Annotated in this window: 18 protein-coding genes; all 18 read right to left on the bottom strand. The window is 37.5% G+C overall.

Going from position 1 to position 12,471, the window contains the following annotated elements; translation table 11 throughout:
* Positions 1–5: 5 nt before the first annotated feature.
* On the bottom strand, positions 6–653 hold the full coding sequence (locus tag FcAc13_RS05310) for a DUF6246 family protein (protein WP_187755176.1): 648 nt from the start codon (positions 651–653) through the stop codon (positions 6–8).
* 2 nt (positions 654–655) lie between these two features.
* Complete coding sequence (locus FcAc13_RS05305) at positions 656–1,165, bottom strand: phage tail protein (RefSeq protein ID WP_187755175.1); 510 nt, start codon at positions 1,163–1,165, stop codon at positions 656–658.
* 62 nt (positions 1,166–1,227) lie between these two features.
* On the bottom strand, positions 1,228–1,593 hold the full coding sequence (locus FcAc13_RS05300) for a phage tail termination protein (protein WP_425499465.1): 366 nt from the start codon (positions 1,591–1,593) through the stop codon (positions 1,228–1,230).
* A 2-nt stretch (positions 1,594–1,595) separates the two neighbouring features.
* Positions 1,596–1,964, bottom strand: coding sequence for an HK97 gp10 family phage protein (locus FcAc13_RS05295; RefSeq protein ID WP_187755173.1), 369 nt, complete (start codon positions 1,962–1,964; stop codon positions 1,596–1,598).
* A 1-nt stretch (position 1,965) separates the two neighbouring features.
* A complete protein-coding gene (locus FcAc13_RS05290; protein WP_187755172.1) occupies positions 1,966–2,310 on the bottom strand; it encodes a hypothetical protein in 345 nt (114 codons plus the stop codon).
* Entirely contained in the window at positions 2,303–2,683 is a 381-nt protein-coding gene (locus tag FcAc13_RS05285) for a DUF7370 family protein (RefSeq protein ID WP_187755171.1), read from the bottom strand. The genes FcAc13_RS05290 and FcAc13_RS05285 overlap by 8 nt, the downstream gene beginning before the upstream one ends.
* Before the next feature lie 6 nt (positions 2,684–2,689).
* Positions 2,690–2,866, bottom strand: a complete 177-nt coding sequence (locus FcAc13_RS05280; protein WP_187755170.1) for a hypothetical protein — start codon at positions 2,864–2,866, stop codon at positions 2,690–2,692.
* Positions 2,867–2,868: 2 nt separating this feature from the next.
* Complete coding sequence (locus tag FcAc13_RS05275) at positions 2,869–3,939, bottom strand: major capsid protein (RefSeq protein WP_187755169.1); 1,071 nt, start codon at positions 3,937–3,939, stop codon at positions 2,869–2,871.
* Positions 3,940–3,948: 9 nt separating this feature from the next.
* Positions 3,949–4,377, bottom strand: a complete 429-nt coding sequence (locus FcAc13_RS05270) for a hypothetical protein (RefSeq protein ID WP_187755168.1) — start codon at positions 4,375–4,377, stop codon at positions 3,949–3,951.
* Positions 4,377–5,546, bottom strand: a complete 1,170-nt coding sequence (locus tag FcAc13_RS05265) for a DUF2213 domain-containing protein (RefSeq protein WP_187755167.1) — start codon at positions 5,544–5,546, stop codon at positions 4,377–4,379. The genes FcAc13_RS05270 and FcAc13_RS05265 overlap by 1 nt, the downstream gene beginning before the upstream one ends.
* Positions 5,543–6,496: a phage minor head protein gene (locus tag FcAc13_RS05260; protein ID WP_187755166.1), complete on the bottom strand. Its 954-nt coding sequence runs from the start codon at positions 6,494–6,496 to the stop codon at positions 5,543–5,545. Before FcAc13_RS05260 ends, FcAc13_RS05265 begins: the two co-directional genes overlap by 4 nt.
* Positions 6,477–7,931, bottom strand: a complete 1,455-nt coding sequence (locus FcAc13_RS05255; RefSeq protein ID WP_187755165.1) for an anti-CBASS protein Acb1 family protein — start codon at positions 7,929–7,931, stop codon at positions 6,477–6,479. Before FcAc13_RS05255 ends, FcAc13_RS05260 begins: the two co-directional genes overlap by 20 nt.
* Before the next feature lie 2 nt (positions 7,932–7,933).
* Positions 7,934–9,163 (bottom strand): PBSX family phage terminase large subunit, encoded by a 1,230-nt coding sequence (locus FcAc13_RS05250; RefSeq protein WP_187755164.1) that lies wholly within the window; start codon positions 9,161–9,163, stop codon positions 7,934–7,936.
* A gap of 5 nt (positions 9,164–9,168) precedes the next feature.
* Positions 9,169–9,606 (bottom strand): terminase, encoded by a 438-nt coding sequence (locus FcAc13_RS05245; protein ID WP_187755163.1) that lies wholly within the window; start codon positions 9,604–9,606, stop codon positions 9,169–9,171.
* Between the two features lie 11 nt (positions 9,607–9,617).
* Complete coding sequence (locus tag FcAc13_RS05240) at positions 9,618–10,499, bottom strand: GREB1-related protein (RefSeq protein WP_187755162.1); 882 nt, start codon at positions 10,497–10,499, stop codon at positions 9,618–9,620.
* Entirely contained in the window at positions 10,483–11,265 is a 783-nt protein-coding gene (locus FcAc13_RS05235; protein ID WP_187755161.1) for a ParB/Srx family N-terminal domain-containing protein, read from the bottom strand. The genes FcAc13_RS05240 and FcAc13_RS05235 overlap by 17 nt, the downstream gene beginning before the upstream one ends.
* A gap of 162 nt (positions 11,266–11,427) precedes the next feature.
* Positions 11,428–11,841 carry a hypothetical protein gene (locus tag FcAc13_RS05230; protein ID WP_187755160.1) on the bottom strand — a complete coding sequence of 138 codons (414 nt, stop codon included), beginning with the start codon at positions 11,839–11,841 and terminating at the stop codon, positions 11,428–11,430.
* Between the two features lie 330 nt (positions 11,842–12,171).
* Complete coding sequence (gene lysC / locus FcAc13_RS12510; RefSeq protein ID WP_425499464.1) at positions 12,172–12,405, bottom strand: Rz1-like lysis system protein LysC; 234 nt, start codon at positions 12,403–12,405, stop codon at positions 12,172–12,174.
* Between the last annotated feature and the right edge of the window lie 66 nt (positions 12,406–12,471).

Genomic DNA, 12,471 nt, shown 5'->3' with positions numbered 1-12,471 from the left:
GCGACTTATTCTGTCGCTTTAGCTAACCTTTCTTGTCGTTTTTTTTCGTAATCCGCAAGGACCTTATCGTATTCTTCTCTGGTAAGTCCGTCTTTATCAGGATATTTATTTGCCATCAACATAATGTATTCGGTCATTGTTAAGTTTTTGGCTTCATCTAGCGATAACCCTAGATGAATTCTCGCATTGTTGATGTAGTCAGTAATTTTAAATTCTGAAGAATATGATTTATTTTCGTTGCGTTGTGATACTCTAACTTTCACTTTTCCCGCTACGCCATAATCAAGCAAATATCTGGCTATCATGATAATATTCTGAATTTTTATTAACCCTTTTTTTGTTTTACTTCCAATCATCTGGGTAACATCATTTGAGCAACAACAGGTCAGCACTTTTCTTGCAACTTCAAGTTGAAGTGTTATTTTTTCATTAATGTAATTAATTACGTATTGATTTGGTTCTTTAAAGCGAGTCATTGCGTTATATGCATCATTAGAAAGCAGAACAGCATAGGCGTTAACTATCTCATGTGGCTCACCAAGTTTTGATAAGTTTTCAAATGAGGGAGTGAATACATAATCTATTTTCTTTGTGCTCAATGACCCATTTTTTTTGATTGAAATAACTATTTCGCCTATATCTGTTCTAATCATATTTAATTCACCAATTCAACTTTTACGGTTTTACCGCATGCTATTTTAAATTCAGCGGAGCATGTGTATAAATCGTTGGTACCACCATTTGAACTAAACGCAGTAACAACCATAAAAGCAGTTAACACACTGCCACCTTGATTGAATCGAACCCATAGTGCAGGTTGCTGTTTTGCAGAAATCTTATCAACAATAAATTTAAACATTTTATGAAAACCAAATTCATTTTCAGCGTCCTTCTTGCGAACTTCACCTTCAAAGCTATTTGTTAAATCCACGCTAGTTACAACTGTTTCAACAAAACTGCCTTGGTCATCAGCATCACTTGTGACTGAGTTAGGACTTAAATCCATGCCTTTAGATGTACCAGCCATAAATCGCACCCAATCTGCTTCTTGTGGCGGGGTATTGGGATTGCCATGTGCTAATTCCAAAACTACAGCGCCACCAAATAGCTTTTCGTTTAAGTCTGTGTTTGTGTTCGCTCTTGTTAAATTATCTTCTTTTGCCATTTTTAACTCCTATAAAATAAAAAAGCCTGCACGAGGCAGGCTATAAATTGTTTTCTTAACTATTAACCGAATTTACAGGAAACTAATATCCTATAAACCAATCTATCTTCTTCAGTTGTTACTGGCGCAGGAATAGCACCTACTATCTGAATAAGCCCTGTGCTATCCGTGTAAGGATTGTTTTTGATGTAATCAGTAATCGCTGATGCGTCATTATCTATCGTTTCAACATCATTAATCGCGCCGATTAGGTCAACTAATATGTGATACTCATTACCTAACTCAGTTTTAAGTATCGAACCACCATTGGGGCGAAAAACGATATATTTACCGCCTTTTTTCTTGGTATCGCGCCACTTTAGATACTGAATCTCAAAGTCACCTAATAATCCGGTATTTTTGAGATATTCAGCTACTCGCTTGTACATTTTCACAATTTCATCTCCCTGTGGACAGCTTGGTCGATAGTTGCCTTTTCATCCTCAAACCCTTTATACAAGAATTCCTTTTGAGCAGTTGCCCGTCTAAACTTCATAGGATAATTAGGGTCATGAACATATACTGCATAATTAGCCGAATAACCAACGCGACCCATTAAGCGATTACCATTAACGAACATTTCACAATATTGGCTATTGAGTAGCGTTGAAGTATCAATCGGTGTATACAATGCAGCACGAACACCACCAATTAATAATGCAGACTGTATGGCTCTTACTGATTTTCTAGCTTGAACATCACCAACTATGGTGTTCAATCGATTGATGCAATCTCTAACACCACTAACCTTAATGCCCATATCAAACTCCTGTTATCAATGCATAATCATCCGCTAGTCGCTCGAATGTGTCTGCATATCGAGCAATGTGCTTAATTTCATCTGCGCCAGCTCTGATAGGGTCAAGTTCCGTGAATTTACCAATCAAGATAAAATCACCCTCATTAGCTAAAGCATATTCAGTCCAGAATGTGTTTTTAATAATAAACCCTGTCCCGATATCACCTAGCCTTGCAGCAGAATCAAGCCCATAATTACAATAAATTAGCTCTGGAGGGTGAAATATTTTTTTACCATATTCATTCTCGCCGGCAACACGCCATATCGTGGCTTTAGCGGTATACGACCAGTTTGCTATATTACTCATTGTGACCTCCTATAACTAAAAATAACGGCTTATTCGAACGAGAAATACCCAGACAATCAGTACACCCGTGTATATCAAGGTTTCGTAATAATGAATACATAGATTTAAAACCCTCATCATCATACTTGAATGACCTTGCGCCACTAGGGGAAGATTGTGAGGCTATTTTCCTAGCGCCTTGCATTTGAGCGAGTAAACAAGCTGAGTAAATCAATATTAAAAGCTGGTCTGCTTCTGAATAGTCATGCGCTACCAAACAATCACTAATTGCATTTACTTTTTTAAGAATTGCGTCAATAACTAAGCTCGGTACAGAATAACCAAGCTCTGATAACATTTGATTAACATTCCCCGCTGTTACCTGTACCGTCATAATTATTTACCTTTTTTTCTTTTTGTCTTCTTTAGTTTCAACAGATTGTTGCTCTAAAATAATTACACGCCCAACAAAAGCAGGCGGAATATCTTTTGCAACAAACTCATGACCAACCGGCAGCTCTACAACCTCACCATCAATGCGACCGTAACAGCCACGATGTGTAACTCTTAATTTCATCATTACCCCCTTGCGTTAAATACTTTGCTTTTACCGTTAAAGTCTCGTTTAATTTGCAAACCAAACGCAGACCAAACAAGAGTTTGATAGTTATCATGTGGGTTGACCCGTTGCTTCATAAATGAGCCAATTGGTGCAGCAATACGAGTTTTGATGTACTGAGCATTGTGAACATAACTAATGAAATGGTTGCCTTTTAATTCAAACGTTTTGGTGAATGAATCAATGTAGACGCAATAACGTAAAATGTAGTCTTTTAGTGTTCCTTCTTTAAAGCCTTGTGAGTTTGAATAAGGCACATTCAATCGACGCTCAATTTCAGGAGAAATATAGAATTTTAATTTCTCAGAAACCAGGTTAGCATCTAAAACAACGCTAAAATCCTCTGTAAAAAACTTAATAATATTGTCATTACTAGTCGCCATTGAAGTCAAATCAATATTGAAACCTGATGCGCTTAAATCAACTTGATTTGTGTGAGGGTGATTAGTAATCCCTTTACCTTCATAGTTTTGAACCTTGATCTTGTCGTCACCAGTTAAAACATACTGCGCCATATTTCGACGGAGCGCTGCAACTGCGGCTTCTTGGTCATCTGACATTGCGTCGATGTTTTCAGTTTGCAAACCCAACCATTCACGCCATTCACGACTATAACCCGTTTTAAAGATTGGAACTGGATCACCGTAATGGTCATAAACAACTTTATCTAATGTTTCAGGCTCTTGTCCTGACATAGAGCGATTAACATAGCCAGCATCACTTGATACACGATATAACGCAGCAGTCTTTCCAATTGAAATTGGTGTACCTAAAGACAATAAATCATCAAGTAACGGAGCACCCTCATCATCACGAATAACACGGGTAGTCACGTTATCCACTTCACGCCAGTAATCTTGAGTTAAAATTGCAGCCTGATTGACTTCAATAGCATTGCCATGCATTTCACTCATCTGTTTTTGAGCATTGTTAAAGATTTGACGACTTGCTTTTAATTGATTCCAAGCCTGAGCAACTTGAGCTGAATTGGTAATCAATTTCTTGTTAAAAATAATTTTTTCGTTCTTCATTATTACTCCTTAAGCTTTACGAACTCGGACTTGTTCAGCGGTTGTACCAACGGTATAGGTTTCAAATGCATAGAACAGCACAGCATCAGTACCGCTTGCTTTTTTTAATGTGCCATCACCGTTAGAAGTTAATTTATCGCCAACAGTTAAAGTCTCACCGGCTTTCACTAAAACATGATAAGTAACATCATCTTCACAAATAATTGCGATGCCTGATGTGTCGGCAGGAACATCTACACGGATATCATGTCCACCTAGATAATCGTTTGTGATGACTAGGGCTTGGGTTTTCTCCCCTGCTGTTGAATGTTTAACTAGCTTATTGTTGATAACGGCAACCAAAGAGCACGGCGCAATCGCTTCACCTGTTTTTAAGTCAATTGTTTGTGGGTCGTTTTTGCGTGCAGGACCACCAATCACGGTTTTAAATCGAATCATTACTCTGGAGCCTCCATATTTAACAGTGAATTATCTGAATTATTGGCAAAGCCACCGCTAATAGGTGCTGTTTTAACGCACTGTGCATATAATGCATCTAATGGTTCACCTGCTAGCGCATTTACAGCGGTTTGCGTCATGTTGAACTTAGCTTTTACTGCTTCTCGTTTAACAGAGAGTTCTTTTTCTGTGTTTGCATTCGCTGCCAATTCCAGATTTGTAACCTTGTTCATTAATGACTTTGCCCATGCTGGTGCATCTTCGGTATTCGCTGCACTTTTCTTCTCCTCTTCGGCTTTTTTCTTTTCTTCTTCCTCTTCGGCTTTCTTTTTTTCAATCGCTTCCTTGGTTGTTTGCTCGTTATAAATCTTTAACAGTTGATCATCTGATAAGCCATCGGTTTTAATGCCCGCAGCATTCAGAGCTAGTAAGATTTTTTCTTTCATTAAGTCTTCTTCCTCTTTTTGATTAAATTTAAATACGCTTAAAACTTCTTCAATAGTTTTACTAATTACGTTGCTTATTGAATCTTCTGAACGCTCGATAAGACTTACATTTTCAATTGGCGATTTTTCACCGTCCGAGTTAACAAAAATGCCAACGCCATCATCAGGTGTGGCTGCGCCTTGTTTATCGGGTAATATAGCGACATGATCGAATTTCATATTTCGAGCTATTGCTGTGTATCGCTTGCCTTTTGATGAGCCTGATTGATTGTCGGGCGTGTAAGTTAACCCTGTTGACACATGAATTGGCGTGATGTTTTTACCACTCATCATGTCATCAAGACGATTTACAAGCATTCGCCCTTTTTCGGTGCTTTCTGCAAATTTTCTATCGATATACGCATCCATAAGCACCCTGTCGTTAGATTTACGAACATTTCTACCCCACGCACCAATATAAAAATTATTAATAGCTTGTGGGTTTAATGCAGAAACATGCTCGTTATTTATCCGTGGGTGGTCTAATGGCATTAAATTGTCATTCAGTGTCATGTACGATTTGTTAATTTCATCTGCCGGGTAGAAAATCCCATTCATGACAATGTCATCAACAATAGGTACTACATCATTGATAACAATGTGCTCTTTACCGTCGATGATTTGTGTTGATATTTTGGATTTACTATTAACGACAGATAAAACATTCACGCTTCTAAGTGTCATGTTTTTACCTCATTTTTTGATGCTCTTTTTGTTTGTTCTTCCCATTCGTCGGCTTCTTTTAATAATCTGTCTACGCTAGATTGATTATACGGCTCGCCTTTTTCATTGAGCAGTACTGCTACTTGAGCACAATAACAATTAAATCGGTTACCATTCTCCTCATACCATTCCTCAACCTGCTCAACAGTATAGATTTTCCCATGCCTAGCAACATGCGTGGCTCTGGAATTAGGTTTTAATGCAGACATGTGTAATAAGCCTGTTTTTAGCCCTAATTCCTCTTGAGTTCGTCTTGTTTCATCCCATGTTGCCTGACGAAGTGCGCCCACCTGTTCAGTTTGCGCCAAAGCTTTAGCTCTGCTATGTGAGATATCAATGCGCTTACTGATAATATCGGCGGTTTCTCGCGGGTTAATTCCTCTTGCTACAGCGCCACTTAAAACGGAGTTCAATTCGCTCTTTAGATTATCCGCAAGTCCTTTCCAGTCGTTGAATGTTGCTGTATAGGCAAGCCCTATTCGACGAATGTAAGCATCACTGAATAACAAGGATTCCAATGATGTAGCTTGTGAATATAGTGGTGATTGTGTAGATAAGTTTTGAAATGCCCGATTAGTGCCCATTTGATACATATCAGCAACAAACTTGCCTGCCCAAAACTTCTCAATACCGCCATTAATCAGATTTTCATCAACAATTTCTTGAATGCGAGTTAACACTCTGGCAAGCTGATTGCCATCAATCGTGTAATTAACACTCGCGTTTACAACATAAAGATTGTTATCAATAAATATCGCAGTTTTAGTCGGCTCTTTAGCATAGTAGCCTAAACTTAAGTTGAGATATTCAGTGATTGATAGCTTGATTTTTCTGTAGCGTTTTTGTATTTCGCTACGCATTTGAAGAATTTGTTTATTAGTGAGTGTGGGATTATTCTTGCTTCTCGGCAATATCGGATTCTTCGGAATCGGCTTTATTATCTTTGGTTTCTTCAATATCGATATCCTCTAAATCAGGATCAGGCTCATAACCGCCAGCTTCTCGTATTTCGTTTGGCGTAAACACTGCTATACCCATAGATTGTTGCGCCTTAACGTTAACATCCGACATTTTGAGCATGAGTTCAATTCTTTCAGCCTGGCTCGGTGCTAATAAGTCGGACCATTTAAGAGTGAGTGTGTTGTTTATTAGGGGTTGAATCACCTTTAGCTTAATAATCCGGTTAACAATTTGCTTTATTAATACGCTTAAAAAACCATTACGGCGTGACATTCCACGTTTTGCATAATCAGCCTTATCCTCATTTGATGCTAATCGCCCTGTTTGTTGCCCAAAAATAATAGTAAATGGCATTCTGACAGATGCAGCGAAACTGTTTGCAGATACTGACCATCCATCGCCTGGCTCGGCGGGGGCAACCGATAGAATGTTAGCTGTAGCACCTGAGGTAATTAGTGCACTGTCTGTGCCTGAATTTAACAATGCGATTTGTTTATTCAGCGCATCTGCTGGCTTTTCAAAACCTCGATTTCTTAGTTCTCGCGCCAACTCCTCCATGTCAGAGTCGGCATCGTAATTCAAGTGAACCTGTCTACTGGCATTTTTTAGAAAACCTTCTGCGCTACCGCCTGAATATTTCATCATGTCGATTATGTCGTTATAGCCTACCTCAAGTTGCGACTCGCCATCATCCATGGAGTTAATAACGGATGTTTCATTGAGTATGATCACCCTGTCTGGATGTATCCTGCGAGAAATATTTGGCTTACCTGATTTGTCACCTACCGCTATTTCATTAAATTGGTACATTGTGACTTGACCATAGTTTTCATCAGCTTCGTTATTATTCCATTCGCAAGCGGTTAATTGAGCTTCCCATGCAGGAATTAACTTAACAATGGCATCTTGTGAATTTAGCCGATTTAGTACAGCGGTATCAACAGGTTCATCCCACTTTCTACCATCTCGCAACTGAATAATAAGCCCTGCATACTTGCCGACGATCCCTCGCTTGTCGGCTTCGATGATCGCTGACCACAATTTATCGTTAAATAAATCAGTAACTATTTGCTCCCACGTTGTCAGCTTTGAATCTTGTTCCCGAATGTCGCCGTCAATGAATTTAGGGTAATCTAGCCAGCAAATATCACTTAATCGCTCAACAAAACCACGAGCAGCACCATTACGCTTATACAGCTTATAGAAGTCTGTGAAAGTAAGGTTTTCTGGATAACCGAACTCGCGATCGATGTAAGCCCTTTTAGTGTTATTAATTAAGCCTTGTGATGCGTACACTAATCGTTGACGACTTATATCATGATTATTATTAATTGCCGTTTGAGCGGTATTTAATAACTGTTCATCTGTTAAATTAGAATAACTCATTGTTACCTCATAAATAATCCTGCTGAGCGTTTATGTTTAATATAACCATCCAAACCGTATCTAACAGCATCCCAACAGTGGTTGTTTGCGTCAGCAATAATTGGCAAAACTTCACCGGTGACGCGATCAACCTTGTAGCTATATAATCTCGCCTCCTCTGCTGTATGCTTACAGCGAGGATGAATGATGATTTGTTTAAATCCACGCAGAAATGCAATACCGTCTTCCACGCTACCTTGCCATTTTTTAGCTGCTGAGATATTGAAGCCCTTACGTTTAATGTGACTGATAGTTTCAGGTCTTGAGCAATCACCTTTGATAATCCATTTTCTTGATTCGGGGACTGAATCATAAAAAGCTGGCATTTCGTCCAGTTCTATATGAATACCATACGCCTCATATTCTATATACAGACAATCATTTAGAATAAATGAGCGGATTAATGTGTTAGGGTCATTAGCAAATCCAAAATCTGCGCCAAACAATAATCGGTCAGCCTGTTTGTGAAGATTGTCATCAAATGCTTCAACTTTGTAACAACCGCTTAAGACTTGTTTATCGGAGTTTTCGAGATAAGCGCCCTCCCATATCCAAGCGTATGATGCATAATCTAATCGGGCTAGGTCGTTCAATCGCTCTTGCTCTAATACATCAGGGAAAAATGGGTTATCGTTATAGTTCATTTCAACGATAATAGCGTTATCGGGTGGTGTTTTTCTAAACCTTTTATCTGTGGGGCTTCCCTCTGTTTCTGGATTCCATGTTACCCATATTTCGGAATTTTCCTCACGAACGGTCGGGATGAGTTTTTGCCATGCTATTTCTGTAACGTTTTCCGCTTCATCAACCCAACATAATAGGATTCTGGCTTTTGATTTAATACTGTCGAGATTATGTCGTAGACCGCAAAATACATAGCTAACTAATCCGTTTTTAGTTCTGATATAGTTCTGCCCAATATCGTAGTAATCTTTTAACCAGTCAATAGAGTGAATTGCTTGCTTGACTTCTTCCATGCTTGAATCAGCTAATGAGTTCATAAACTCACGAGCGCATAGTATTACGCCACTTTTTCCCGCTTCTGCAAATTGATAACCTTTAACCGCTGTCATTAATGCAAATGAACGAGTTTTAGCGCTACCTCGTCCACCGCATGCGCCTCGATACCTGACATTTTCAGCTACAAACACAGATATCAATTTTTTAGGTAACTGTATTTGTGCTGTTGTCATAGTATTTACTCGGGTGCGACTAACTCTATTTTAGTAGGTTTAGGTGACATAGTGCCATCTGATGATTGGTGATCAACTTCCTGCTTATCACGCCATATTTTCGGCTGTCTATTTTTGAGCCAAAAGATTTGAGCTGTTGTATCTGGCGGAATAAATTTTTTTACAACTCGTTTAGATTTCGCTTTACCATCGGTTTTAAGTTCTATCTCGTCATACTCGATGCCAATAGCTCTTTTATATAGCGATTCGACTACTTCAACGTCGGCGATTGCTTTACCTTTTTTTATGGACTCAAGAAACTCTGGGTATTTAGTTTTCCATGTATTAATTGTTTGTTCTGAAACATTAAAAAAATCGGCTAATTGTTTATCTGTATAGCCCAACAAGCACAGCTTTCTAGCCTGCTCGGCATATTCTTCTCTGTAGTTTGTTGGACGTGCCATGTTAATTATTCCTATTTTTTATATTGCTCGCTAATAATCATTGGTACCGCATGTTTCCAGATAACTTTGTGATGTATTCGTCTGTTTTTAACGCCCATCATCATTAATCGCATACAGCTTGGTTGACATATAATTGAATAAAAACTTTTAACGTATGTGCCGACATCTAAATATATATCTGTTAACCCACCAGTATTTGATTGAGTTTGTATCTGTTCCAATCTCATCCTTGGGTATGTAAAAATGATCTTACCTATAGCTCCCTCGTTTATGTACATGTTAACGTCTTCGTTAATGCGACCTGAGAAAGTTAACGGTTTACTTGTTCGTAGAAAAAATGCGTTCATTGCCTTGCGTGACATTTTACCGTTCGCGTGCAATTTTGATACCGTTGAATTTTCTCCCCCGATATAATCACCGCCTTGTGACATAGCGACACAATCAATGTCCGAATTTTCTAAGAAACGAATCATTGAACGGAAATAATTATCCAGGCACTTAATCGCCGTTCTTTTGGTTATGTAATTACGGCTGTTATCAAAAACATTTGTAAATGTTGAATAATCATCATCTAACACTAAAAAATATTGTAACCCTAGATTTTCAGCTATTTTGTAGGCGTAATTTCTAGCATATACAACACTGTTGCGTTTTTTTAATACGTCTGCGCTATCAGTCATATCAATAGCTAGTTGTTTATTGAAAACAATAACCTCGTCTTGATACCTGTTTTTGTAGTCATCTATAAAAGGGTCTTCATCATCAACAACGATATAAATTTTCCCCGTATAATTTTGGCGCTTTAACGTGTTATATGTAACAACATTGTCAGCTCTACCATGTGACAAAATAAATACCGCAAATTTTTCATACTCATTAATTTTCTTGCGCATAGTATTTATCAACCTCATCAGACAATTTTAAATAACCCTGCTCAATCGATTTATTAAAATCAATAATAACTAATGCGCTATCTTCCATCAGTTCTTGCACTTCTTTGTCTGAATGAGCGTAATAATTAGCTATTTCCTCATAATTGAATTGAACATGCCGATAGGCTGCGGTTGTAAGGAATTGTTTAGCACTTAAATCAATTTTAGAATCATTTATCTTTGATAATAATTGATTGAGTTTTTCCGTTTTATACATGTCCGCATATTCGGGTTTGTTCCCGTTAGGCTCATATAGTGGCGTAGATACCTTTTTTGTATACGGATTATCATCAAGCGAGCTGTTTCCGATTGTCTCTAATTTTGGGGTATCAAGTAAATTTTGAAGTTCATCATCAATCCCCAACAAATCAATATCAAAATTTTCGAGTTTTAATGCCTCAATTTCGGATTGCAATAACTCTATATCCCAACCAGCATTTAGTGCTAATTGATTATCAGCAATTAAATATGCTCGCTTTTGCGAGTCTGTTAGTCCAGATAATACAATGCAAGGGACTTCATTTAGATCAAGCGTTTCAGCCGCTTCTAATCGGCCGTGACCCGCGATAATAATACCGTTTTCATCAATTAGTATTGGGTTTGTCCACCCAAACTCATTTATACTGTTTACTATTTGAGCTATTTGTGCATCTGAATGCGTTCTTGCGTTATTTTTATGCCTTTTTAGTTCACTTATTGGTCTGTAGATTATTTTTAGTGTAGTCATTTTTGTAGTATCTCTATAAAATGCCTTTGTTACTTGCAAGTAACGGTGGGCTTTAGTTGATACTCATGACCGTTTGAATGGGTATTAATGGCTGTTACATACTCGCAATATGTAATAGTCGCCCATCTCTGAGTTGTAAAAAACCGCAGTTAAGCGGTTTATCTAATAATTATTTCGTACTTTAAAAATCCATTTTATGATTTTTTTAATTGTAAAGTCGTAAAAAAAGGACATGAATAATCCTAGAATTGAAATATAAAACCCCAAAAAAACCCCAAAATTAAAATAATAACGGCTTCCAAAGGAAAATATTGAATCATGAATAACCTTTGAAGCACTCCAGTTTATGTTGATAACTGAAACTAGAAAAATAACAATTCCAATAATTAAAAATACAAAACCTATTCTTTTATGGGGAGAGTTAAGACCATTCAGCATGGAATGCAACAGTTCTTTTAATAACTTTTTTGTAAACGGTATTATTTTTTTATTTGCTGTCGGTATCATGAAATAAAGAAGAAACATAATAAATCCGTATAAAGCAAGTAATATAACTATACACCATTCAATTCTCATTTTAACACCCGCGAAAACATTTTTATTAATAAAATCAAAGGGCGCAAAATTACGCTCGTTAAATTCTTCCTAGCATTATATTTTTATTATCGGAAAAAGCAAAAAATCATCTAACGTATTGATTTTATAGCAAAGCTCAGAATTGCACTTTGTCTACTCCTCATATTTGAGGATTGTTGCGCATCCTCAATTTTGAGGAGGCATCGCTTAGTTTTTATTAATTTCCACCATTTGGCGGTATTTCAAGAAAATACGGTAAAAGTGAATGATTATTTAAAATTGGCTGAGCGATTTTTCATTTAGTCGCGCTAACACTCAGCCGACGCGCTATTATTCATTAGCAATTTCTTTTATTGCCCTTTTATCTGCATTACACTTCTCAATGACATTTAATAAATGTTCGTTATATCGAAGACTATCACCAAAAGTCATACGATTAGGTGGTAAATTTGGTAAACAGTCACTTAATAGATTGGCGGGTATCGGTTGATTCACGTAAACTTTTCGCTCGGTTGTACAAGCTTGTAGAAACAGGCATAGGAACAAACTGCTTAGCACAATCATTATTCTTGAGTAGTTCATTAATTTGTTCCTGTATCGCTAATGAATGATTTTCAAGTTCACGTTTAG

It is taken from the genome of Frischella japonica, assembly GCF_014489845.1.
GTDB lineage: Bacteria > Pseudomonadota > Gammaproteobacteria > Enterobacterales > Orbaceae > Frischella > Frischella japonica.
This window is presented reverse-complemented; position numbering and strand designations above follow the sequence as displayed.

Coding starts and splice junctions, on each gene's coding strand:
- FcAc13_RS05310 (WP_187755176.1), bottom strand. CDS start 653: ATGATTAGAACAGATATAGGCGAAATAGTTATTTCAATCAAAAAAAAT.
- FcAc13_RS05305 (WP_187755175.1), bottom strand. CDS start 1,165: ATGGCAAAAGAAGATAATTTAACAAGAGCGAACACAAACACAGACTTA.
- FcAc13_RS05300 (WP_425499465.1), bottom strand. CDS start 1,593: ATGTACAAGCGAGTAGCTGAATATCTCAAAAATACCGGATTATTAGGT.
- FcAc13_RS05295 (WP_187755173.1), bottom strand. CDS start 1,964: ATGGGCATTAAGGTTAGTGGTGTTAGAGATTGCATCAATCGATTGAAC.
- FcAc13_RS05290 (WP_187755172.1), bottom strand. CDS start 2,310: ATGAGTAATATAGCAAACTGGTCGTATACCGCTAAAGCCACGATATGG.
- FcAc13_RS05285 (WP_187755171.1), bottom strand. CDS start 2,683: ATGACGGTACAGGTAACAGCGGGGAATGTTAATCAAATGTTATCAGAG.
- FcAc13_RS05280 (WP_187755170.1), bottom strand. CDS start 2,866: ATGAAATTAAGAGTTACACATCGTGGCTGTTACGGTCGCATTGATGGT.
- FcAc13_RS05275 (WP_187755169.1), bottom strand. CDS start 3,939: ATGAAGAACGAAAAAATTATTTTTAACAAGAAATTGATTACCAATTCA.
- FcAc13_RS05270 (WP_187755168.1), bottom strand. CDS start 4,377: ATGATTCGATTTAAAACCGTGATTGGTGGTCCTGCACGCAAAAACGAC.
- FcAc13_RS05265 (WP_187755167.1), bottom strand. CDS start 5,546: ATGACACTTAGAAGCGTGAATGTTTTATCTGTCGTTAATAGTAAATCC.
- FcAc13_RS05255 (WP_187755165.1), bottom strand. CDS start 7,931: ATGAGTTATTCTAATTTAACAGATGAACAGTTATTAAATACCGCTCAA.
- FcAc13_RS05250 (WP_187755164.1), bottom strand. CDS start 9,163: ATGACAACAGCACAAATACAGTTACCTAAAAAATTGATATCTGTGTTT.
- FcAc13_RS05245 (WP_187755163.1), bottom strand. CDS start 9,606: ATGGCACGTCCAACAAACTACAGAGAAGAATATGCCGAGCAGGCTAGA.
- FcAc13_RS05240 (WP_187755162.1), bottom strand. CDS start 10,499: ATGCGCAAGAAAATTAATGAGTATGAAAAATTTGCGGTATTTATTTTG.
- FcAc13_RS05235 (WP_187755161.1), bottom strand. CDS start 11,265: ATGACTACACTAAAAATAATCTACAGACCAATAAGTGAACTAAAAAGG.
- FcAc13_RS05230 (WP_187755160.1), bottom strand. CDS start 11,841: ATGAGAATTGAATGGTGTATAGTTATATTACTTGCTTTATACGGATTT.
- lysC (WP_425499464.1), bottom strand. CDS start 12,405: ATGATTGTGCTAAGCAGTTTGTTCCTATGCCTGTTTCTACAAGCTTGT.